21 protein-coding genes are annotated in these 22,762 nt (G+C 68.2%); 7 read left to right on the forward strand and 14 right to left on the reverse strand.

Annotated elements, in window-relative coordinates:
• The first annotated feature begins 12 nt into the window (after nt 1-12).
• Nucleotides 13-330, forward strand: coding sequence for an NAD(P) transhydrogenase subunit alpha (locus ACV229_RS12410; protein WP_448083420.1), 318 nt, complete (start codon nt 13-15; stop codon nt 328-330).
• Nucleotides 327-1,781 (forward strand): NAD(P)(+) transhydrogenase (Re/Si-specific) subunit beta, encoded by a 1,455-nt coding sequence (locus ACV229_RS12415; protein WP_448083421.1) that lies wholly within the window; start codon nt 327-329, stop codon nt 1,779-1,781. Before ACV229_RS12410 ends, ACV229_RS12415 begins: the two co-directional genes overlap by 4 nt.
• A 67-nt stretch (nt 1,782-1,848) precedes the next feature.
• Here the strand turns inward: ACV229_RS12415 and ACV229_RS12420 are convergent, their stop codons facing one another.
• Nucleotides 1,849-2,769, reverse strand: a complete 921-nt coding sequence (locus ACV229_RS12420) for a LysR family transcriptional regulator (RefSeq protein WP_448083422.1) — start codon at nt 2,767-2,769, stop codon at nt 1,849-1,851.
• A gap of 80 nt (nt 2,770-2,849) precedes the next feature.
• On the opposite strand from ACV229_RS12420, the gene ACV229_RS12425 reads away from it, so the two are divergent.
• Nucleotides 2,850-3,773 (forward strand): carbon-nitrogen hydrolase family protein, encoded by a 924-nt coding sequence (locus tag ACV229_RS12425; RefSeq protein ID WP_448083423.1) that lies wholly within the window; start codon nt 2,850-2,852, stop codon nt 3,771-3,773.
• Nucleotides 3,774-3,832: 59 nt separating this feature from the next.
• On the opposite strand, the gene ACV229_RS12430 is transcribed toward ACV229_RS12425, so the two are convergent.
• From ACV229_RS12430 to ACV229_RS12465, 8 genes are all read right to left on the reverse strand, one after another.
• Nucleotides 3,833-4,519, reverse strand: a complete 687-nt coding sequence (locus ACV229_RS12430) for a helix-turn-helix transcriptional regulator (protein ID WP_448083424.1) — start codon at nt 4,517-4,519, stop codon at nt 3,833-3,835.
• Nucleotides 4,520-4,613: 94 nt separating this feature from the next.
• Complete coding sequence (locus tag ACV229_RS12435) at nt 4,614-5,006, reverse strand: VOC family protein (RefSeq protein ID WP_448079276.1); 393 nt, start codon at nt 5,004-5,006, stop codon at nt 4,614-4,616.
• A 367-nt stretch (nt 5,007-5,373) separates the two neighbouring features.
• Nucleotides 5,374-6,672, reverse strand: coding sequence for a THUMP domain-containing class I SAM-dependent RNA methyltransferase (locus ACV229_RS12440; protein WP_448083425.1), 1,299 nt, complete (start codon nt 6,670-6,672; stop codon nt 5,374-5,376).
• A 148-nt stretch (nt 6,673-6,820) separates the two neighbouring features.
• Complete coding sequence (locus ACV229_RS12445) at nt 6,821-8,944, reverse strand: site-specific recombinase (RefSeq protein ID WP_448083426.1); 2,124 nt, start codon at nt 8,942-8,944, stop codon at nt 6,821-6,823.
• Between the two features lie 451 nt (nt 8,945-9,395).
• A complete protein-coding gene (locus tag ACV229_RS12450; protein ID WP_448083427.1) occupies nt 9,396-10,118 on the reverse strand; it encodes a PqiC family protein in 723 nt (240 codons plus the stop codon).
• A complete protein-coding gene (locus ACV229_RS12455) occupies nt 10,115-11,767 on the reverse strand; it encodes a PqiB family protein (protein WP_448083428.1) in 1,653 nt (550 codons plus the stop codon). The genes ACV229_RS12450 and ACV229_RS12455 overlap by 4 nt, the downstream gene beginning before the upstream one ends.
• Nucleotides 11,760-12,413, reverse strand: coding sequence for a paraquat-inducible protein A (locus ACV229_RS12460; RefSeq protein ID WP_448083429.1), 654 nt, complete (start codon nt 12,411-12,413; stop codon nt 11,760-11,762). The genes ACV229_RS12455 and ACV229_RS12460 overlap by 8 nt, the downstream gene beginning before the upstream one ends.
• Nucleotides 12,406-13,074, reverse strand: a complete 669-nt coding sequence (locus ACV229_RS12465; RefSeq protein WP_448083430.1) for a paraquat-inducible protein A — start codon at nt 13,072-13,074, stop codon at nt 12,406-12,408. The genes ACV229_RS12460 and ACV229_RS12465 overlap by 8 nt, the downstream gene beginning before the upstream one ends.
• A gap of 257 nt (nt 13,075-13,331) precedes the next feature.
• On the opposite strand from ACV229_RS12465, the gene ACV229_RS12470 reads away from it, so the two are divergent.
• The 4 genes from ACV229_RS12470 to ACV229_RS12485 all read left to right on the forward strand — a co-directional run bounded on the left by ACV229_RS12470 (nt 13,332) and on the right by ACV229_RS12485 (nt 16,570).
• On the forward strand, nt 13,332-13,892 hold the full coding sequence (locus ACV229_RS12470) for a cytochrome b (protein ID WP_448083431.1): 561 nt from the start codon (nt 13,332-13,334) through the stop codon (nt 13,890-13,892).
• Between the two features lie 8 nt (nt 13,893-13,900).
• Nucleotides 13,901-14,461 carry a YceI family protein gene (locus tag ACV229_RS12475; protein WP_448083432.1) on the forward strand — a complete coding sequence of 187 codons (561 nt, stop codon included), beginning with the start codon at nt 13,901-13,903 and terminating at the stop codon, nt 14,459-14,461.
• A 62-nt stretch (nt 14,462-14,523) separates the two neighbouring features.
• Nucleotides 14,524-15,105: a YceI family protein gene (locus ACV229_RS12480; RefSeq protein ID WP_448083433.1), complete on the forward strand. Its 582-nt coding sequence runs from the start codon at nt 14,524-14,526 to the stop codon at nt 15,103-15,105.
• Between the two features lie 187 nt (nt 15,106-15,292).
• Entirely contained in the window at nt 15,293-16,570 is a 1,278-nt protein-coding gene (locus tag ACV229_RS12485) for an MFS transporter (RefSeq protein ID WP_448083434.1), read from the forward strand.
• A gap of 106 nt (nt 16,571-16,676) precedes the next feature.
• Here ACV229_RS12485 and secF read toward each other — a convergent pair whose 3' ends face one another.
• From secF to queA, 5 genes are all read right to left on the reverse strand, one after another.
• Nucleotides 16,677-17,627 carry a protein translocase subunit SecF gene (secF, locus tag ACV229_RS12490; protein WP_448083435.1) on the reverse strand — a complete coding sequence of 317 codons (951 nt, stop codon included), beginning with the start codon at nt 17,625-17,627 and terminating at the stop codon, nt 16,677-16,679.
• Nucleotides 17,628-17,644: 17 nt separating this feature from the next.
• Nucleotides 17,645-19,666: a protein translocase subunit SecD gene (secD, locus tag ACV229_RS12495; protein WP_448083436.1), complete on the reverse strand. Its 2,022-nt coding sequence runs from the start codon at nt 19,664-19,666 to the stop codon at nt 17,645-17,647.
• Between the two features lie 108 nt (nt 19,667-19,774).
• The gene (gene yajC, locus ACV229_RS12500; RefSeq protein ID WP_448077951.1) at nt 19,775-20,101 is read right to left on the reverse strand and encodes a preprotein translocase subunit YajC; all 327 of its coding nucleotides are present in this window, start codon (nt 20,099-20,101) and stop codon (nt 19,775-19,777) included.
• A 221-nt stretch (nt 20,102-20,322) separates the two neighbouring features.
• Nucleotides 20,323-21,519: a tRNA guanosine(34) transglycosylase Tgt gene (gene tgt / locus ACV229_RS12505; protein ID WP_448083437.1), complete on the reverse strand. Its 1,197-nt coding sequence runs from the start codon at nt 21,517-21,519 to the stop codon at nt 20,323-20,325.
• A 145-nt stretch (nt 21,520-21,664) separates the two neighbouring features.
• Nucleotides 21,665-22,741 carry a tRNA preQ1(34) S-adenosylmethionine ribosyltransferase-isomerase QueA gene (gene queA / locus ACV229_RS12510; protein WP_448083438.1) on the reverse strand — a complete coding sequence of 359 codons (1,077 nt, stop codon included), beginning with the start codon at nt 22,739-22,741 and terminating at the stop codon, nt 21,665-21,667.
• Between the last annotated feature and the right edge of the window lie 21 nt (nt 22,742-22,762).

Consider the following 22,762-nt stretch of genomic DNA (forward strand, 5'->3'; position numbering starts at 1 on the left):
CCGGAGGAGACCATGGAAGTCATCAATCACACGGTGATCGACGTGATCATCTTCGTGCTGGCGGTGTACGTCGGCTACCACGTGGTGTGGAACGTCACGCCCGCGCTGCATACGCCGCTGATGGCGGTGACGAACGCGATCTCGGCGATCGTGATCGTCGGCGCGATGCTCGCGGCCGCGCTCACGCTCGGCGGCGCGGGCAAGTTCTTCGGCACGCTCGCGGTCGCGCTGGCGGCCGTCAACGTGTTCGGCGGGTTCCTCGTCACGAGGCGAATGCTCGAGATGTTCCGCAAGAAGGAACCGAAGGCTGCGAAGGAGGGCGCGCGATGAGCATGAACGTCGTCACGCTGCTGTACCTCGTCGCGTCGGTGTGCTTCATCCAGGCGCTGAAGGGGCTGTCGAACCCGAAGAGCGCCCGGCGCGGCAACCTGTTCGGGATGGTCGGGATGGCGATCGCGATCCTCACGACGCTCGCGCTGATCTTCAAGCAGGCCATGTCGCTCGGCGCGAACCTGCCGCTCGGGATCGGGCTCGTGCTCGGCGCGCTGGTGGTCGGCGGCGCGGTCGGCGCATTCGTCGCCGCGCGCGTCGAGATGACGAAGATGCCCGAACTCGTCGCGGCAATGCACTCGCTGATCGGTCTTGCCGCGGTGTGCATTGCTTATGCGGTGGTGGCCGAGCCCGAGGCGTTCGGGCTCGTGCCGCCGGACGCGACGTCGGCGAACTTCATCCCGTACGGCAACCGGATCGAGCTGTTCATCGGCACGTTCGTCGGCGCGATCACGTTCTCGGGGTCGGTGATCGCGTTCGGCAAGCTGTCGGGCAAGTACAAGTTCCGGCTGTTCCAGGGTGCGCCGGTCGTCTACGCGGGCCAGCACCTGATCAACCTGATGCTTGCGCTCGCGATGATCGGCTTCGGCGTGATCTTCTTCGTCACGCAATCGTGGCTGCCGTTCATCATCATGACGGCGATCGCGTTCGTGCTCGGCGTGCTGATCATCATCCCGATCGGCGGCGCGGACATGCCGGTGGTCGTGTCGATGCTGAACTCGTACTCGGGCTGGGCGGCGGCGGGCATCGGCTTCTCGCTGAACAACGCGATGCTGATCATCGCGGGCTCGCTGGTCGGCTCGTCGGGTGCGATCCTGTCGTACATCATGTGCCACGCGATGAACCGCTCGTTCTTCAACGTGATCCTCGGCGGCTTCGGCGGCGAGGCGTCGGCCGGCGCTGCCGGCGGCTCGAAGGAGCAGCGGCCGGTGAAGTCGGGTTCGGCGGAGGACGCGTCGTTCATGCTCGGCAACGCGGAAACGGTCGTGATCGTGCCGGGCTACGGCCTGGCAGTGGCGCGCGCGCAGCACGCGCTGAAGGAGCTGACCGACAAGCTGGTCGAGAAGGGGATCGACGTGAAGTACGCGATCCACCCGGTCGCCGGGCGGATGCCGGGGCACATGAACGTGCTGCTCGCGGAAGCGGAAGTGCCGTACGAGATCGTGCACGAGATGGAGGACATCAACGGCGAGTTCGGCCAGGTCGATGTCGTGCTGGTGCTGGGCGCGAACGACGTGGTGAACCCGGCCGCGAAGAACGATCCGAAGTCGCCGATCGCGGGGATGCCGATCATCGAGGCGTACAAGGCACGCACGGTGATCGTCAACAAGCGGTCGATGGCGGCGGGTTACGCGGGGCTCGACAACGACCTGTTCTACATGGACAAGACGATGATGGTCTTCGGGGATGCGAAGAAAGTCATCGAGGACATGGTGAAGTCGGTCGACTGACGTTACTCGAGTAACGCACGCGCGTGCACGGCGGGCGACGGTTGATCCGTTCGCCCGCCGTTTTTTTTCACAGCGTGACGAGCCGTTCGATGCACGCGGCGACGGTGTCCCTCACGCGCACGATCGCCGGATCGCGCTGCGCGCTCGTGCGCCAGCCGATCTCCACCGGATAGCCCGGCAGCGCGACCGGGCACGCGACGCAGTGCAGCGGCGTCGCATGCGCGATCGCCCGCGCCGCATGCGCGGGGATCGTCGCGACGGCATCGGAGCCGAGCAGCAGATACGGCAGCGCGGCGAAATGCGTGGTCGACGCGGCGACGTGCCGCTTGTGCCCGAGCGCGGCCAGCGCTTCGTCGACGATCCCGATCACGCCGCCCGACGACACCAGCAGATGGTCGCGCCGCAGATAATCGGCGAGCGTCAGCGTGCGCGCCGGGCGTGCACGCGCCGCCGGATCGATCAGGCACGCGTAGCCGCCGGTCGTGACCGCGCGCCGGCTCAGCCCGCTCGCCGAAAACCCGCCCGACGCGATCGCGAGATCGACGCCGTGGCGCAGCAGCGCGTCGCCGGCGATCCCGCTGTGGGTCTGCCGGAAGATCAGCCGGATGCCGGCCGCCTCCTTCGCGACCGCGGCAATCAGCGCGCTGCCGAGCGCGATCTCGAAGTCGTCCGACAGCCCGATCGAGATCGTGCGGCCGAGCCGGTCGCCGCTGTCGGCCGCGATCGCGAGGCTTTGCCGGCAGCGGTCGAGTGCGTCGGACAGGATCGGCTTCAGCTCGTCCGCGCGCGGCGTCGGCGCGAGCCCGCGGCCGGTGCGCACGAACAGCGGATCGGCATACAGCACGCGCAGCCGCGCGAGCGCCGCGCTGACGGCCGACTGCGTGAGGTCGAGCCGCAGTGCCGCGCGGCTCGCGCCGCCTTCTTCGTACAGCGCTTCGAACACCTTCAGCAGGTTCAGGTCGACGCGCGAGATATCATCGCCGTTCATGACACTTATCGTTCCATCGATTTGATCGATGACATCTTATCGATAAAGATGGCGTCACCCACTTCACCGGAGACGCGTTCATGTCCACCTCAGTCATCGCCGCGCTGCAGCTCGGCGCGTCGCCCGCCGGCACGCGCGCGACGCTCGACACGATCCTCGGCTACGAAACCGCGATCCGCGACAGCGGCGCATCGCTCGTCGTGCTGCCCGAAGCCGTGCTCGGCGGCTATCCGAAAGGCGAGATCTTCGGCACGCGGCTCGGCTACCGGCTGCCGGAAGGCCGCGACGCGTATGCGCGCTACGCGGCGCAGGCGATCGACGTGCCGGGGCCCGAGACCGACGAGCTCGCCGCGCTGTCGCAGCGCACCGGCGCGAGCCTCGTGGTCGGCGTGATCGAGCGCGGCGGCAGCACGCTCTATTGCACGGCGCTGTTCTTCGATCCGCGCGACGGGCTCGTCGCGAAGCACCGCAAGCTGATGCCGACCGGCACCGAGCGCCTGATCTGGGGGCAGGGCGACGGCTCGACGCTGCCCGTCGTCGAGACCGCCGCGGGCCGCGCCGGCGCCGCGATCTGCTGGGAGAACCACATGCCGCTGCTGCGCTGCGCGATGTATGCGAAAGGCGTGCAGATCTGGTGCGCGCCGACCGTCGACGAGCGCGACGTCTGGCAGAGCTCGATGCGCCATATCGCGCACGAAGGGCGCTGCTTCGTCGTCAGCGCATGCCAGGTGCAGCCGGCGCCGCGCGCGCTCGGGATCGACGTGCCGGGCTGGGACCCCGAACGGCCGCTGATCCGCGGCGGCAGCGTGATCGTCGGGCCGCTCGGCGAGCTGCTGACGGAACCGCTGATCGGCGAGGAAGGGCTCGTGACCGCGCGCATCGATCTCGACGAGCTCGTGCGCGCGCGTTACGACTTCGACGTGGTCGGCCACTATGCGCGCGCCGACGTGTTCTCGCTGCAGGTCGACGAGCGGCCGAAGCGCGCGGTGGTGTTCGGGGCGTGAGCGAACGGCCGGCGGCGCACGCAACCGTGTCGCGGCGCGCTGCCCGCCGCCCGGGTACGTCAGCGCATGGGCGCTTCCGCGATCCGCATGTAATCGGCGATCCGGCGTCCTTCCATGTCCGGAAACTGCTCGTGCACGGTGATGTCGCCCATCCGCGCGATGTCGAAGGTGCGAAAGTCGCCGCGCAGCTCGCACCACGCGCCGATCGTCCAGCGCCCGCCCCAGTAGACGAGCCCGAGCGGCCACACGCGGCGTTGCGTGTGCGCGCCGAGCCGGTCGCGGTATGCGAAGCCGACGACGTGGCGCGTGTCGACGGCCTGGTGGATCGCATCGACCTTCAGCGAGAACGCGGCGTCGATGTGGAACGACGGCGCGAACACCGGCAGGCGGTCGAGCGTGGTGCGCTTGTCGGCCGGCATCGCCGACGCGATTTTCGCGAGCGCAGATCGTGCGCCGCCGGCGAAACGCGCACCGCCCCACGTCTCGAGCATCCGCGCGCCCGCGGCGAGCGCCGCGAGCTCCTCCGCGGTGAAGGTGAGCGGCGGCAGGCTCGCGTTGCGGTTCAGCCGGTAGCCGATGCCCGCCTCGCCTTCGATCGGCACGCCCGACAACTGCAGGTCGCGCACGTCGCGGTACACGGTGCGCGGCGACACCGACAGCCAGTCGGCCAGCTGCTGCGCGGTCGTGAGGCGCCGGCCGCGCAGCAGCTCGGCAATCTGGAACAGGCGGTCGGCACGGCGCGTCATGGGTGTCCCTCGTTGTGTACGTCGATTCCGTCGAAGGCGGCGATCCCGCGATGATAGCGCCGCGCCTGCCGAACCTGCCGCCCGTCGGACGCGCTCAATGGCATTTCGGTGCGTGCAGGCCGACGCGGTTGCCTTCGGTGTCGATCAGGTAGCCGATGTAACCGTAGTTGTTCGGCAGCTCGACGACCGAACCCTGCACGACCCCGCCCGCGCGCTTGGCGCGCTCGAGCGCCGCGACGACCGAGTCGCCCGCATTCAGGTAGACGAGCACGCCGGTGGCGCTCGGCTTCATCTGCTGCGGATCGTAGACGATGCTGCCGCCGGTGCTTGCCTCCTCATGGCCGAACACCGCCATCGGCACGCCGCCGATCACCTCGCGCTGCAGCGTCGTCTGCAGCACGGTTTCGTAAAAGCGGATCGCCCGGTCGAAATCGAGGGACGGAATGTCGAACCATGCGATTGCGCGTTCCTGGGTTGCGGACGTCATGACGTGCTCCTTTTTTCATTCGATTCAGTGTGGAAACCAGCGTTGCATTGCGCCGGGATTGCAGTGTGAGCGGGGGCTGCTGACAGCGTGTTGTCAGTAGATTCGTCGGTGCTGACATCGCAACCGGGCCGTCGAGCGGCGGGGCGGTCGTAACGGAGCGCGTTCGGTGCGCTGGCGCGGCGCCGCGCGGGATGGGTCGTCGGGAAAGGGCGACAGAAGGCGCGCGGCCTTGCCGGTCGGGCGGGATGAGGCAGGCGGGAGGCTGGCCGTCGGTCATGACGGCCACGTGGGGATTCGATGGGGGAGCGCGCAATGCGCGCAGGCGGGCGGTGCCGGTGCGGCGCCGCCCGAAGCGGGGTGCGATCGCTTACGCGTCGCCGTCCGGCGCGGCCGGGCGCGCTTTCACGCTGCCCGCGATCAGGTCGAAGCGGAACAGCCGGCATTCGAGCGCGCCGTTGAAGAGCGGCGTCTTTGCGGATTCACGCAGCCGGAGCTGGCCGGGCAGCGCGCGGTCGGACGTCAGCAGGAACGCCTGCCAGCCCGTGAAGCGCTGCTTCAGCGCATCGCCGAGCGCATTGAAGAACTCGCTGTCCGGCGCGTCGGTGTGCGTGCGGCGGAACGCGTCGTCGTTGCCGCGGTTGCGGCCCGTTTCGCGCGCATCGCCGCGCGGGCCGCGGCCGCGCACTTCGATCCGCTCGCCATACGGCGGGTTCGCGACGATGATCCCCGGCGCGTCGCACGGCGGCGTCATCGCGCGCGCGTCGATCTGCTTGAGCCACACCGACGGCACACCCGCGCGTTCGAGGTTCGCGCGCGCCTTCTCGAGCATGTCGCCCGAAATGTCGCTGCCGTAGACCGCGAGATCGTCGCGCTTGCCGCGCGCCGCGCGCTTCGCGTCCAGCGCCGCGACCTTCAGGCCCTGCCACGCGGTGATGTCGTACTGCTTGAGCTTCTCGAAGCCGAAGCGGCGCTCGACGCCCGGCGCCACGCCGAGCGCGATCTGCGCGGCTTCCGCGAGGAACGTGCCGCTGCCGCACATCGGGTCGTACAGCGGCGTGCCGGGCGTCCAGCCGGTCAGGCGCAGGATGCCGGCCGCGAGGTTCTCGCGCAGCGGCGCCGCACCCTTGTCGAGGCGCCAGCCGCGCTTGAACAGCGGCTCGCCGGACGTGTCGAGGTACAGCGTGCAGTCGGACGCGGTCAGGAACGCGAACACGCGCACGTCGGGCGCGCCGGTGTCGATGCTCGGGCGCGCGCCGGTCTTGTCGCGCATCCGGTCGCAGATCGCATCCTTCACGCGCAGCGTCGCGAATTCGAGACTCTTCAGCGGCGACTTGATCGCGGTGATGTCGACGCGCAGCGTCTGCGTCGCCGCGAACCAGCGTTCCCACGGCTGCTCGAGCGCGAGCGCGTACACGTCCTGCTCGTTGCGGTACGGGCGGTGCGCGATCTTCAGCAGAATGCGGCTCGCGATCCGCGAATGCAGGTTCGCGGCCATGCCGGCGGCCCAGCCGCCCCGGAAATGGACGCCGCCCGGCACCTGCGCGCCCGCGGCGAACGGCGCGCCGTCCAGGTGGCGGCCGGCGATCTCGGCCAGCTCGGCGGCGAGCGCAGCCTCGAGGCCGCGCGGGCAGGGGGCGAAGAATTCGTACAGGGTGGGCGAGGACATAAGACGGGAGAGGGCGGACAAAAGTCCAGTATTGTACGCGGCGCGCGCGGTGGGGCCGGCGGCTTCGCGCGGACCCCGGGTGAGCGCAGCGTGTTTCGCGGCGCGCAGGCGGCCGGGGCGGCCTGCCGCGACCGCCCCTCGACGCGAGTCAGTGCGACCCGGACGGTCCCGCGCCGGCCGCGCGGTCGGCGGCCGGCCAGACGAGCACGAGCGGATTTGCGGCCACCGCGCGGCCGATCGCGGCGACGAGCGCGCGCACCTTGGTCGGCCGCAGGCTGCGCGAGCGCACGGCCATCGTGAACGCGAGCGCGAAGCTCACCAGCACGTTGAGGATCGCCATGCTGAGCACGCCCGCCGCGGCCCACCACAGCTCGGGCGCATGCAGCGTCTCCTTGCCGAGCACGCCGAGCGCGATGCCGATCGACCCTGCGGACAGCGTCACGTGCCGCACCTCGAACGAGAACAGGAACACGCTGACGATCGCAGGCACGAGGCCGAGCATCAGGCCGAGGCCGACGTTCGCGACCACGCCGGCGACGTTCGACCGGCAGAAGTGCGCGAGCTTCGCCGCGCCGGCCGCGCCGAGCGTGAGGCGGAGCCGCCGGTTGTACGTCAGCGCATCGCCGACGCGATGCAGCACGAACCAGTTGTCGGCCCAGCCGGCGATCAGGCTCGACGCCCACAGCAGCACGCCCGTCAGCGCTGCGTAGAACGGCGTCGGGCCGAGCAGCGAGAACGACTGCAGCGTCGCATGCGCCTTCTGCGGCGAGATCAGGTTCGCATGCAGCACGCCGCTTGCGAACAGCTGCACGAGCAGGCACACGGGCAGCACGACGAGCACGTTGCCGCAGATCGCCGCCGCCTGCGTGCGGATCAGCGCGATCACCGACGCGACGAACTGCTTCACGCCTTCGTCGTGCGTGGTGCCGTCGAGCTCGCGCGCGAGCGTCGGCGCGGTCATCGCGGGCTGCTTGGTCGCGAGCGTGAAGTGCAGGAAGTGCATCAGCATGAAGCTCGCCGCGTAGTTGATGCCGGCGAGCAGCCCTTCGAGCATCGACTGCAGGTGCGCGCCGGTGATCGCGAACTTCATGCACACCGTCACGACCGTGACGAGACCGCCGCCCGCGGCCATCCGCAGCATCTTCAGGTACTCGGCGCGGCCGCGCGAGATGTAGTGCTCGCCGGTGTCCGCGTTGGTCTCGACGAGCTTGCGCGCGAACAGCGAGAAGTTGCTGCGCACGAGGTGCGACACGCTCTGGCTGTTCTGGTTCGCGTCGACGAGCTCGCCGGTCAGGTGCGCGATCCCGCGCAGGTCGTCGCGCGTCATCCACGCGTTCAGCAGCGTTTCCGCGCGCTGGATGCGCATCCGCATCCGCTCGACCTGGAACACGATGTCGACCGACACGCCGTTGCGGTACAGGTGCGAGAACACGTCGTCGACCGAAATCCGGCATTCGTCGAGCAGCACGCGCAGGTAGTTGACCTCGTGCAGCAGCTTGCTCGGGTCGCCGCCGTCCTCGACGGCGGCATGCGCGGTCTCGACCGCGAGCATCGCGCGCGTCAGCCGGTAGAACGGCTGCGACTCGAGCGGCTGGCGCGCGTCGTCGTCGGACAGGCGGCTGCGCACCGTCTGCGACAGGCCGGTCGAGCTGATCTGGCAGGTCAGGTTGTGCAGCGCGGCCAGCAGGTCGCGCGAGAACGAGCCGGGCTCGTGGCGCTCCTCGTCGGTCACGTCGAACGAGAACAGCGCGGCGAGGCGTACGAGCAGGTCGTCGGGCAGCGCGTCGATCCATTTCGCGTCGTCCGGCGACGGGAACATCAGCGTGAACAGCGCGGACAGCTCGCGGCGGTTCGGCGCCGGCGGGATCAGCGACGAGTCGATCCGCTCGAACAGCGCGCCGAAGAAACCCGAGTGCACGGGCATGCCGGCGTCGCACAGCAGCGAGATGCCGTCGCATTCGCGCAGCGTGCTGCGCAGGATCCGCGCGGCGTGCGATTTCCACGCAGGATTGCGGTCGAGCACGTGGAACAGGTAGCGCAGCCGCGCGTGCGCGGGATACGCGCGGACGTCGTCGTCGCGGTCGGCCGCGGCGTCCTGCGCGGACTGCATCGCGCCGCTGCGGCGCAGCCAGTGCGCGAGCTCGATCAGCCATTCGCTGCGCTCGGCATACGACGCGTCGGCGTCCGCATGCGCGAGCAGCGCGTCGAGCTGGTGGCTGGCACTGCGCGATGCGCGCCACTTCTTGATCAGGGTCGTCAGGGAACGAAACATAAAGCGGAAATAGCGAAAGCCCTGGACGGGCGGGTTTCGGATGCGGCGACGGCGCCGGGAATGCCGGCGAGGCTGGCCGGGTCGCGCTGCCGTGCGCGGCGGCCCCGGTGTGGCCCGTTCGATGCGGCTCGCGCGGCGACACGGGCGCGGGCGGTTTGCGATGCGGCTGGCCGGCGGTACGGCACGGCGCGGGCGACGGGCGACGGGCGCGAGCAGCGGCCGGTGCAGGCCTGAACGTGCGTAGGATCGTCAATCGGCCGCAAAAACGCAAGCCGACCGGATTGCCTGTCGACGGTTCCGGCGGATTTTGACAAACAGTGCAAGATCGGTCGCCGGCGGTGTGCGCCGCGTGGGGCCGGCGCACGGCGAGGGGGCCGGCGCCGAATCCGCGTCACGCGTGCGCGTGGCAGCCAGGCGCGCTCGCGCAACGAACGCGAACCGCCGCAGCGCGTTACGTCCCCGCTTTGCCGGTTGCGCCGGCCGCCTCGCCGGCCGTCGCGTTCGCGGGGCACGGCACGAGCGGCAGCGCGTTCTTCCCGCCGGATGCCGCCGACGATGCAGCGGACGCCGCGCTGCGCCGCGCGGCCATCGCGCGCACGCCGGCGGCCGCTTGCGCCGCGATCGCGTCGAGTGCGCGGCGATGGCCGGCGACGAGCGCGTCGTAGCCGTCGCCGACGGGCTCGGCGACGCTCGTGCGGCAGGTCATCACCGCCTGCGTGCCGACCGCGCGCACGCTCCACACCGCATCGATCGCCGCGCGTTTGCCAGGCCACGACTCGAAGCGCTGCACATTGACGCTCACGCGATACACGGGCACGCCGGCCGGATACGCGGAGTTCGCGACGTCGATCGTGCCGAGCTGCGCGGCGAGATCGTCGGACAGCGCGCGGCGGATCTCGTCGGCGGGCGGCGACGCCCAGCGTTCCTGTTCGAGCACGTCGACCTGCGCGGCGTTCTTCTGCACGACGAGCTGGTTCTTTGCGACCTGCTCGGGCACGCCGACGGACGGCACCTCGATCAGGAACGGCGGGTTCGCGGGCGCGGCGCGCGTCGCGCGTGCTGCGTCGGCGGGGCTCAGCGTGTAGAACCGCGCGGGCGGCGAGCTGCACGCGGCGAGCGCCAGCGCGGCGGCCAGCGCCGCGCCGCAGGCGAGTGCGTTCACGCGTGTCGTCATGGTTGATCTCCTGGCTTGCCCTTGAGCAGCGATTCGGGGTGACGCTCGAGATAGTCGGCGAGCGCGTTCAGCGATTGCAGCGTGCGTGTGAGTTCCTTCAGCGCGCCGCGCACGTCGGACTGCAGCGGCGAATCCTGCTGCAGCGTCGCCTCGGCGGTCGAGAAGGTCTGCTTCGCGGCCGACAGCGTGTCGCGCGCCTCGGGCGCGACCTGCGTGTCGAGCTGCTTGAACAGCTTGTCGGCGTTCGACAGCGCACTGTTCAGGTTCGCGCCGATCTGGTCGAACGGCACCTTGTCGAGCTTCTTCGCGATGTCGGCGACCTGCAGCTGCAGCTCGTCGAGCGTGTTCGGCACCGTCGGCAGCTCGAGCGGCTCGCGCGCCGTGTCGAGCTTCGCGGTGGGCGCCTTCGGGAAGAAGTCGAGCGCGACGTACAGCTGGCTCGTCAGCAGGTTGCCGGTGCGCAGCTGCCCGCGCAGCCCGTGCTGGACGAGGCGCTCGACGATCTCGCGGCGGGCCGGTTCACCCTGGCTCGCGATCGATTCGCGGAAGCGGCGGCCGAGGCGTTCCGGATAGACGTTCATCGTGACCGGCATCGTGAAGTTCTTCGTCTTCGGATCGAAGTCGATGCCGATGCCCGTGACCTCGCCGAGCACGATCCCGCGGAAGTCGACCGGCGCACCGACCGACAGCCCGCGCAGCGACTGGTTGAAGTTCATCACGACCTGCAGCGGCTGGCCGTCCGGATCGCGCATCGCGTCGGCCTCGTCGGACCCGAGGCGGAACGTCGTGTTGTTCGGCGCGGTCGTGCCGCCGCCCTGGCCGGGCGGGGCCTGGAACGCGATGCCGCCGAGGATCACGGTCGCGAGCGACTGCGTGTTCAGCTTGAAGCCGCTCGAGTCGAGCCGCAGGTCGACGCCGCTTGCCTGCCACCAGCGCGAGTTGATGCCGACGTACTGGTCGTATGGTGCGTTGACGAACACGTTGAAGGTCACGCCCGTGCCGTCCTTGTCGAGCGAGAAGCCGACCACCTGGCCGACCTGCACGCGCCGGTAGTAGACCGGCGAGCCGATGTCGACGGAGCCGAGCGAATCGCCGCGCAGCACATACTGCGTGCCTTTCTGGTCGCCGGTCACGGCCGGCGGCGTCTCGAGGCCCGTGAAGTCCGTCTCGGATTCGGCCGAACGGCCGGCGTCGACGCCGATGTACGCGCCCGACAGCAGCGTGCCGAGCCCCGATATGCCGGTCGCGCCGACGCGCGGACGCACGATCCAGAAGCGCGAGCCCTTGACCGCGAAGTCTTCCGATTCCTTCTTGAGCTGCACGTCGACGAGCACGCGAGACAGGTCCTTCGACAGCGTGATCGTCTTGACCATGCCGATCTCGACGTCCTTGTACTTGACCTGGGTCTTGCCGGGCTCGAGGCCCTCGGCGCTGTGAAAGCTGATCGTGACTTCCGGGCCGCGCTCGCGCACGGACTTGATCACGAGGCCGATGCCGATCAGCGCGGCGATCAGCGGCACGAGCCAGACGAGCGACGGCAGCCAGCCGCTTTTCGACGAGATCACGGGATCCGGCGGGCGTGGCTGGTCTGGCTCCGGATGGCCGTCCCCCGCATTCGGGTCGTGCTGCGGGCCTTGCGGACTATTCATGGTGTTTCCCTGAGGTTTCGACGGGATCCCAGATCAGGCGAGGATCGAACTGCATCGACGCGAGCATCGTGAGAATCACGACCGAGCCGAACGCGAGCGCGCCGGGGCCGGCCGTGATGGTGGCGAGCGAACGGAAGTGGACGAGCGCGACGGTGAGCGTCACGACGAAGATGTCGAGCATCGACCAGCGGCCGATGCGCTCGACGATCCGGAACAGGCGCGTGCGCTGCATCGGCCGCCACGCGGAGCGGCGCTGCGCGCTGATCAGGAGGATCAGCAGCACGCCGAGCTTGAGCATCGGCACGAGGATGCTCGCGACGAACACGACGACGGCGAGCGGCCAGTCGCCCGATACCCAGAAATAGACGACGCCGCTCATGATCGTGTCTTCCTGCGCGCCGACGATCGACGCGGTGCGCATGATCGGCAGCAGGTTCGCCGGAATGTAGAGGATCGCGGCGGCGAGCAGCAGCGCCCAGGTGCGCATGATGCTGTCCGGCGTGCGGAAGTGCAGCGTCGCGCCGCAGCGCGCGCAATGCGCATGCGCGTGCCCGAGCGGCTGCACGAGGCCGCACGTGTGGCAGTTGGCGAGGCCCTCGCGGGCCGCAGTCGGCGCGGGCTTCGGCTCGGTCATCGGCTCAGTCATTGGCGGGGGCCTCCGGCAGCGGCGCGGCGGCCGGGCGGCGCTCGGGCGTGCGGCCGGCGCGCAGGTCGTCGGCGATGTCCCACAGCACGCGCGGATCGAACATCAGCACGACGGCGATCATCAGCGTCAGCGCGGCGAACGCGAACAGCGCGGCTTCCGGCACGACGCGCGCGAGACTGACCATCTTGACGATGGTCACGAGAATGCCGAGCATGAAGACCTCGATCATCCCCCACGGGCGCACGAGCTGGACCGCGCGCAGCACGAGGTTGAACCCGGGCGGCACGACGCCGCGCCGCATCGGGAACAGCAGGTACAGCAGCGCGGCCATCTCGACGAGCGGGAACAGCACGGTCGAGCAGAACACCATCACGGCGACGATCGCCATGTCCTGCTGCCACAGCGCCTCGATCGCGCCGATCAGCGACGTCTGCACGCGGATGCCGTTCACGTCCATCTCCAGGATCGGGAACGCCTGCGCGATCACGAACGTGATCAGCGCCGCGAGCGCGAGTGCGCAGATCCGGTCGAGCTGGGCCGAGCTGCTGCGGTAGAGCAACGCGTCGCAGCGCGGGCAGCGCGCGCTGTCGCGGCCGCCAAGGCGCGGTTTGTGCAACAGTGCGTCGCACTCGTGACAGGCAATCAGATCGTTTCGTTGCATGGAAAATGCGGTTGCGTGACTGCGGGAACGCGAGTCGACGGGGCCGGAACCCGCGCCAATCTTACCAAAACGCCTTTTCGGCGGTGTCAACATCCGGGTGCTGCGTGACCGGTCGGTAACGTGGCGCGAAGCTGGCGGCCGGCTGGCGCGCCCGTCCTGAGATTCCGCGCGCGTCAAAAGGTTGCGGTAGCATGGCGCCCTTGGCATGCGTCGGACGATTGAAAGGCCGCGCTGCGCATGATTGAACTGAGGACTCCATGGCATCGAATTCTCCGCCGGTCGGGCCGGCCGGCTATACGCGGACCGCGATCGCGCTGCACTGGCTGATCGCGCTGCTGATCGTCTGCGGCTTCGCGCTCGGCTGGGTGATGACCGACATCCCCGGCTTCACGCCGACGAAGCTCAAGTATTTCTCGTGGCACAAGTGGATCGGCGTGACGGCGTTCGCGCTCGCGGTGATCCGCGTGCTGTGGCGCGCGACCCACGTGCCGCCGCGGCTGCCGGACGGCATGCCGGCGTGGCAACGCGTCGGCTCGCACGGCGTGCACTGGCTGCTGTACGCGCTGATGCTCGTGATCCCGATTACCGGCTACCTGTACAGCTCGGCGTCGAACATCCCGGTCGTCTACCTCGGCATCGTGCCGCTGCCGCGCCTGATCGATCCCGATCCGGTGCTGAAGGAAACCTTCAAGACACTCCACGTGTCGCTGAATTACATTCTGCTTGCGCTTGTCGCGATGCACATGCTCGCGGTGGTCAAGCATCAGGTGCTGGACCGTGACGGGCTGCTGTCGCGGATGCTTCCCTTTGCCAAATGAAGGATCCCATGAAAGTGTCTTTCTCCCGCTCCATGCTGGCCGCGTTCGCCGCGGTATCGCTTGCCGCGTCGGGCGCGGCGCTTGCCGACGTCGATCTGGCGAAGAGCAAGGTGTCCGCCGTGTCGAAGCAGATGAACGTGCCGACCGAGGGCGTGTTCAAGAAGTTCGCCGCGCAGATCAAGTTCGATCCGGCGAAGGCCGCGCAGGGCACCGCGCAGGTGTCGATCGACATTGCGAGCTTTGACATCGGCGACAAGATGTACAACGACCAGGTCGCCGGCAAGGACTGGTTCGACGCGAAGGCCTATCCGCAGGCAACCTTCGTGTCGTCGGCGATCGCGCCCGCGGGCGGCAACAAGTACAACGTGACCGGCAAGCTGACGATCAAGGGCAAGGCCGAGACCGTCACGTTGCCGGTCACGATCACGCAGAACGGCGCGACGCAGACCTTCGACGGCGTGCTGCCGATCAAGCGCTCCGCGTTCAACGTCGGCACCGGCGAGTGGAAGGACACGTCGGTCGTCGCCGACGAAGTTCAGATCAAGTTTCACATCGTGTCCGCGAAGTAAGCGGGACGCTGTCGCACAACCCGGCGCCGCGCGTGCGTGTGGCGCATTCCAAGGAGATTGAATTGAACAAGCATCTGATGATTGCGGCGGGCGCGCTTGCCGCTTCGCTGTCGTTTTCCGCGTTCGCCAGCAGCGCGACGTACCAGTTCGACCCGAGCCACACGTACCCGAGCTTCGAGGCAGATCACTTCGGCGGCCTGTCGGTGTGGCGCGGCAAGTTCGACAAGTCGAGCGGCACGGTGACGCTCGATCGTGCGGCGAAGACGGGCACGGTCGACGTGACGACCGACATCGCGTCGATCAGCACGGGCAACGGGAAGCTCGACGAGCACCTGCAGTCGGCCGAATTCTTCGACGCCGCGAAGTATCCGCAGGCCAACTACAAGGGCACGATCAAGTTCGACGGCGACAAGCCGGTCGAGGTGGTCGGCAACCTGACGATGCACGGCGTCACGAAGCCGCTGACGCTGAAGATCGATTCGTTCAAGTGCATGCCGCACCCGATGCTCAAGCGTGAAGTGTGCGGCGTCGACGCGGCCGGCGAGTTCAACCGCGACGATTTCGGTCTCGACTACGGCAAGCAGTACGGCTTCAAGATGAAGACCACGCTGCAGATCTCGGCCGAAGCGGTCAAGCAGCAGTAAATCCGGTCGCACCGGGCGGGATGCAGGTCCTGCCCGCGCCAACCGCCGCGTTTCCCCTCCGGGCGCGGCGGTTTTTTATTGCCTGCCGGTTCGTGACGATCGAGCGCCTATAATCGCCCGAACGTCGACGGCGGCGCGTGCCGCGCGGCCGTGCGAACGCGAACGAACAACGACAAGGAGATCGCCGATGCATGCCGTCACGCCGTCCCGTTCCATCGTTTCGACGCCGCGCGTGTGGCGCGCGGTCGTGGCCGCATCGATCGGCAATGCGCTCGAGTGGTTCGACCTTGTCGTCTACGGCTTCTTCGCGGTGACGATCTCGAAGCTGTTCTTCCCGGCGGGCAACGACACCGTGTCGCTGCTGCTGACGCTCGGCACGTTCGGCGTGTCGTTCTTCATGCGGCCGCTCGGCGCAATCGTGCTCGGCGCGTATGCGGACCGGGCAGGGCGCAAGGCGGCGCTGACGCTGTCGATCCTGCTGATGATGGCGGGCACGCTGGTCATCGCGGTGCTGCCGACCTACGGTTCGATCGGCATCGCCGCGCCGCTGATCCTCGTCGCCGCGCGGCTGATGCAGGGCTTTTCGGCGGGCGGCGAGTTCGGCAGCGCGACCGCGTTCCTCGCCGAGCACGTGCCGGGCCGGCGCGGCTTCTTCGCGAGCTGGCAGGTCGCGAGCCAGGGGCTGACGACGCTGCTCGCCGCGATGTTCGGCACCGTGCTGAATGCGCAGCTCACGGCCGCGCAGATGGCCGCGTGGGGCTGGCGGATCCCGTTCTTCTTCGGCCTGCTGCTCGGGCCCGTCGCGTATTACATCCGCGCGAAGGTCGACGAGACGCCGGAGTTCCTCGCGGCCGAAGTCACCGCGAACCCGCTGCGCGATACGTTCGCGTCGCACAAGGCGCGCCTGCTCGCGGCGATGGGCGTGGTCGTGCTCGGCACCGTCGCGACCTATCTCGTGCTGTTCATGCCGACCTATGGGGTGAAGGAGCTCGGCCTCGCGCCGTCGACCGCGTTCGCGGCGATCCTCGTCGTCGGCGTGATCCAGATGGTGTTCGCACCGCTCGTCGGCCACTGGTCGGACCGTTACGGCCGCGTGCGCGTGATGGTCGCGCCGGCGCTCGCGATCCTCGTGCTGATCTATCCGGCGTTCGCGTACCTGGTCGCGCATCCGGACGTCGGCACGCTGATCGCGGTGCAGGTCGTGTTCGCGTTCCTGATGACCGGCTACTTCGCGGCGCTGCCGGGCCTGCTGTCCGAAGTGTTTCCGGTGCAGACGCGTACGACCGGGATGTCGCTCGCGTATAACGTCGCGGTGACGATTTTCGGCGGCTTCGGGCCGTTCATCATCGCGTGGCTGATCCGTGCGACCGGCACGAAGACCGCGCCGAGCTTCTACCTGATGTTCGCGGCGCTGTTGAGCCTCGCGGCGCTAGCGGCGTTGCGCAGGCGGTTCGGGTTCCGGTGAACGGGCGGCGCGGCACGGCGGTCGCGGCGAAACCGGCACGCGGCGCAAAAAAGAAAGGCCGGTTCTAGCGAACCGGCCTTTTCCGTTTGCCGAAGCAGTGGGGCGCTTACACCTGCGCGCCTGCGTTCGGATCGTCGGGATCGTGCGCGAGCTTCTTGTCCTTGATCAGGTCTTCGCGCTTGATGCCGAGCCACATCGCGAGCGAGCCGGCGACGAACACCGACGAGTAGATGCCGAACAGGATGCCGACCGTCAGCGCGAGCGCGAAGTAGTGCAGTGTCGGGCCGCCGAAGAAGAACATCGACAACACCATCATTTCGGTCGACGTGTGCGTGATGATCGTGCGCGACATCGTGGTCGTGATCGCGTGGTTGATCACTTCCTGCACGTTCATCTTGCGTTCGCGCCGGAATGTCTCGCGGATCCGGTCGAAGATCACGACCGACTCGTTGACCGAGTAGCCGAGCACCGCGAGGATCGCCGCGAGCACCGCCAGCGAGAACTCCCACTGGAAGAACGCGAAGAAGCCGAGAATGATCACGACGTCGTGCAGGTTCGCGATGATGCCGGCGACCGCGTACTTCCATTCGAAGCGGAACGACAGGTAGATCACGATGCCGATCACGACACACAGGAGCGCGAGCAGGCCGTCGGTCGCCAGCTCCCGGCCGACCTGCGGGCCGACGAACTCGACGCGCTGCAGCGACACGTCCGGGCTTTGCGCCTTCAGCGCGCTCATCACCTGGTCGCTCTGCTGCGCGGACGTGAGGCCTTCCTTGAGCTGCAGGCGAATCAGCACGTTGCGCGACGTGCCGAAGTTCTGCACCTGCGCGTCGGCATAGCCGAGCTTGCCGAGCGTCGCGCGCACGGGTTCGAGCTGCGCGGCCTGCTGGTACTGCACTTCGATCACCGTGCCGCCCGTGAACTCGACGGACAGGTGCAGCCCGCGATGGAACAGGAAGAACACGGCGGCGAGGAACGTTACCAGCGAGATCACGTTGAAGACCAACGCGTGCCGCATGAACGGGATGTCTTTACGGATGCGGAAAAATTCCATGGTCGTCTCCGGGGGCCTTATTGGGTCGAGCCCGGTTTCTTCGGCGCGACGCGCTGCTGCGCGCGGTTGCGCAGCTGCGGCTTGCCGGCGCGCGGCGCATTGTCCTTCGCGGGCGCAGCGAGCTTCGCGGCACGTGCGGTGTCGGTCGACTCGTCCGCGGCGGCGAACGATGCGGCAGCAGCCGCGCCTTCCGGCTTCCACACCTGGCCGATCGCGAGCGACTTCAGCTTCTTGCGGCCGCCGTACCAGAGGTTGACGAGCCCGCGCGAGAAGAACACGGCGGAGAACATCGACGTCAGGATGCCGATACAGTGCACGATCGCGAACGCGCGCACCGGGCCCGAGCCGAACGCGAGCAGCGCGAGGCCGGCGATCAGCGTCGTGACGTTCGAATCGAGAATCGTCGCCCATGCGTGCGCGTAGCCGGACTGGATCGCGAGCTGAGGCGGCTGGCCGGCACGCAGCTCTTCACGCACGCGCTCGTTGATCAGCACGTTCGAGTCGATCGCCATGCCGAGCGCGAGCGCGATAGCGGCGATACCCGGCAGCGTCAGCGTCGCCTGCATCAGCGACAGCACGGCGACGAGCAGCAGCAGGTTCACCGACAGGCCGATCACCGAGATCATGCCGAACAGCATGTAGTACGCGATCATGAACACGGCGATCGCGCAGAAGCCCCAGATCACCGAGTGGACGCCCATCTTGATGTTGTCGGCGCCGAGGCTCGGGCCGATCGTGCGTTCCTCGATGATGTCCATCGGCGCTGCGAGCGAACCGGCGCGCAGCAGCAGCGCGAGGTCGGCGGCGGCCTGCGGGGTCGGCTGGCCCGTGATCTGGAAGCGGTCGCCGAGTTCGGACTGGATCGTCGCGACCGTCAGCACTTCACCCTTGCCCTTCTCGAACAGCACCATCGCCATCGGCTTGCCGATGTTGTCGCGCGACACCGCGCGCACCGAGCGGCCGCCCGCCGAGTCGAGGCGGATGTTGACCGACGGACGCTGGTGTTCGTCGAAGCCCGCCGACGCATCGATGATGCGGTCGCCGGTGAAGATCACGTCCTTCTTCAGCAGCACAGGCGCCTGGTTGCCCTGCGTGAACAGTTCCTCGCCCGGCGGCACCGGATCGTTCGGGTTCGGGTGCGTGTTGAGCGGATCGGCGAGGCGCGCCTCGAGCGTCGCGGTACGGCCGATGATGTCCTTCGCCTTCGCGGTGTCCTGCACGCCCGGCAGTTCGACGACGATGCGGTCGCTGCCCTGCTGCTGCAGGATCGGCTCCGACACGCCGAGCTCGTTGACCCGGTTGTGGAGCGTCGTCAGGTTCTGCTTGAGCGCCGCGTCTTCGACGGCCTTCTGCACGGCCGGCGTGAACGTGCCGACGACCTGCACACCGCCGCCGCCGGGCTGGGTCGCCCATTGCAGCTCGGTGATCGACGATGCGAGCAGCTTGAGGGCGTCGTCGGCGGTTTGCGCATCGCTGAAGTTGACGACGACGGTCTGGTCGACGCGGCTCACGCCGCCGTCGCGGATGTTCTTGTCGCGCAGCAGCGTGCGCGCGTCGGATGCGTCGGAGTCGAGCTTCTTCGTCAGCGCGCCCGTCATGTCGACTTGCAGCAGGAAGTGGACGCCGCCGCGCAGGTCGAGGCCGAGATACATCGGCAGTGCGTGCAGCGCGGTCAGCCAGCGCGGCGATGCGCTTTGCAGGTTCAGCGCGACGACGTACTGCGGATCGTTCGGATCGGCGTTCAGCGTCTTCTGCAGCAGGTCCTTCACGCGCAACTGGGTGTCGGTGTCCTTCACGCGCACGCGGATGTTCGCGTTGGTCGCGGTGTTCTCGAACGTGACGTCGTCCGGCGTGATCTGGGCGGCGGCGAGCGCGGCGTCAACCTGGTTGAGCGTCGCCGAGTCGAGCTTGACCGTGGCCTTGCCGCTCGACACCTGCACCGCCGGCGCTTCGCCGAAGAAATTGGGCAATGTGTACAGAAAGCCGATGGCGAGCGCCACGACCATCACGACATATTTCCAGAGTGGGTAACGATTCATGAGGGGGCCGAACGGGGTAGTTGGCTTGAAAGCGTCGCGTCCGGCGCCGCGTGGGGGCCCGCTTCTCGGGCGGGCGCGGCGCGGGGAGCCGGACGCTCGGGGAAGGGCTTACAGCGACTTGATCGTGCCCTTCGGCAGAATGGTCGTGACGGCGGCCTTCTGCACGGTAATTTCGGTGCCTTCGGCGATCTCGATGCCGATGTAGGCTTCCGAGACCTTCGTCACCTTGCCGACGAGGCCACCGCTCGTGACGACTTCGTCGCCCTTGGCCATGGCGGACAGCATGTTGCGGTGCTCCTTCTGGCGCTTCATCTGCGGACGAATCATGATGAAGTAGAGCACGCCAAACATCAGGATGAGCGGCAGGAAGCTCATCAGGCTCGATTCGGCGCCACCCGCGGCACCTTGCGCGAAGGCATTGGAAATGAACGGCACGTTGGTCTCTCCGTAAGGGAAGATCGAAAATTAAGCCGGATATTCTACCACCGGCCCCACGCGCAAACGGAGCGGCAAATGCGCTTTGGGATCAAGCTCTTAAAGCGCGTACCGGCATCGCTGCGACTCGTTTGGAAAGTAAATTGTAATGTTTGGCGGTCCGGACCGACAGTTGAATCGGCTTATTTAGTACACGTCCGATGTGACGGGCCGCCGGTCCGTCAGTCGACGCCTCTCGCGCGATCCTCCGCGAAGCGCTGGCGGAACGCGTCGAACGTATGGGTCTCGATCGCGTCGCGGATCTCGCTCATCAGCTGCAGGTAGTAATGCAGGTTGTGGATCGTGTTCAGCTGCGCGCCGAGAATCTCGCCGACGCGGTGCAGGTGGTGCAGGTAGCCGCGCGAGAAGTTCTGGCACGTGTAGCACGAGCAGCTTTCGTCGAGCGGCTTCAGCGAGTTCTTGTGCGTCGCGTTGCGGATCTTCACGTCGCCGAAGCGGGTGAACAGCCACCCGTTGCGCGCGTTGCGGGTCGGCATCACGCAGTCGAACATGTCGATGCCGTTGGCGACGCCTTCGACGAGATCCTCCGGCGTGCCGACGCCCATCAGGTAGTGCGGCTTGTGCGCCGGCAGCTTCGGGCCGACGTGCTGCAGCACGCGCATCATGTCTTCCTTCGGCTCGCCGACCGACAGCCCGCCGATTGCGAGGCCGTGGAAGTCGAGCTCCGCGAGGCCCGCGAGCGATTCGTCGCGCAGGTCCTCGAACATCCCGCCCTGGACGATCCCGAACAGCGCGTTCGGGTTGCCGAGCCGGTTGAACTCGTCGAGCGAGCGCTTCGCCCAGCGCAGCGACATCCGCATCGAGTCGGCTGCTTCCTTGTGCGTCGTCGGCACGCCGTCGGTCGCATACGGCGTGCATTCGTCGAACTGCATCACGATGTCCGAGTTCAGCACCTTCTGGATCTGCATCGACACTTCCGGCGACAGGAACAGCTTGTCGCCGTTGATCGGCGACGCGAACGTGACGCCGTCCTCGGTGATCTTGCGCAGGTCGCCGAGCGAGAACACCTGGAAGCCGCCCGAATCGGTCAGGATCGGCTTGTTCCAGCCCATGAAGCCGTGCAGGCCGCCGTGCGCGTCGATCGTGTCGAGGCCCGGGCGCAGCCACAGGTGGAACGTGTTGCCGAGGATGATCTGGGCCTTGATCTCGTGCAGCTCGCGCGGCTGGATCGCCTTCACGGTGCCGTAGGTGCCGACCGGCATGAAGATCGGCGTCTCGACGACGCCGTGGTTGAGCGTCACGCGGCCGCGGCGCGCATGGCCGTCGGTCGTCAGCAAGTCGAATTTCAGGCCGTTGTGCGGGCGGACGTGATCGTGCCGATCGTGCGTATCGTGAGCGTGGGATGAACCTTCGGTCATCGCTTTATTCTCCTTGCCACCGGAAAACAGTCCGGCGCATGTTGAAAGCGCCGCCGGGATGCCGGCGGCGGTGAAAAATGTGGGTGTGCGACCGGCGCGAGCCGGCCGAAACAGCCGAACGTGCCGGAACGGCCGTGCGCCGCGCTTACGCGCCCGGCGTCCCCGCTGTCTCCGGCGGGTCGCGCCGCGTGAGCAGCATCGCGTCGCCGTAGCTGAAGAAGCGGTAGCGCGCGTCGATCGCGTGCCGGTACGCGGCGCGGATCGTCTCGACGCCCGCGAACGCGGACACCAGCATCAGCAGCGTCGACTTCGGCAGGTGGAAGTTCGTGACGAGCCGGTCGACCACCCGGAAACGGTAGCCGGGCGTGATGAAGATGTCGGTCTCGGCCTGCGTCGCCGCGAGCGGGCGGCCCGCGGCGTCGGCGTCGCGCGCCGCGGCCTCGAGCGCGCGCATCGACGTCGTGCCGACCGCGATCACGTTGCCGCCACGCGCGCGGGTCGCGGCGATCTTGTCGACGAGCGACTGCGGCAGTTCGTACCACTCGCTGTGCATCTTGTGCTCGGCGATGTTGTCGACCCGCACCGGCTGGAACGTGCCCGCGCCGACGTGCAGCGTCAGCGTCGCGCGCTCGACGCCCATCGCGTCGAGCTTCGCGAGCAGCGGCTCGTCGAAGTGAAGCCCGGCGGTCGGCGCCGCGACCGCGCCCGGGTTGCTCGCGTAGACGGTCTGGTAGCGGGTTTCGTCGGTCGCGTCCGGATCGTGCTCGATGTACGGCGGCAGCGGCAGGCGGCCGTACCGCTCGATCAGCGCCAGGCACGGCTCGGGGAAATGCAGCGTGAAGAACGGCTCGACGCGCTCGCCGACCGTCACGTCGAATGCGTCGGCGAGCGTCAGCGTCGTGCCGGGGCCCGGCGACTTGCTCGCGCGGATCTGCGCGAGCGCGGTGTGCGTGCCCGTCACGCGCTCGATCAGCACCTCGATCTTGCCGCCGCTCGCCTTGTGGCCGAAGAAGCGCGCCTTCAGCACCTTGGTGTCGTTGAACACGAGCAGGTCGCCGGCCGAAATGCACGAAGGCAGCTCGGTGAAATGGCGATCGGTGAGGCGCGGCGGCTCGACCGAATGGTCGACCTCGAGCAGGCGGCTCGCGGTGCGGTCGGGCAGCGCGGTTTGCGCGATCAGCTCGGGCGGCAGATTGAAATCGAAATCGGAAAGCGTGAACATGCGGGCTGGTTCGAAGCGGCC

This window comes from Burkholderia sp. MR1-5-21 (assembly GCF_053427715.1).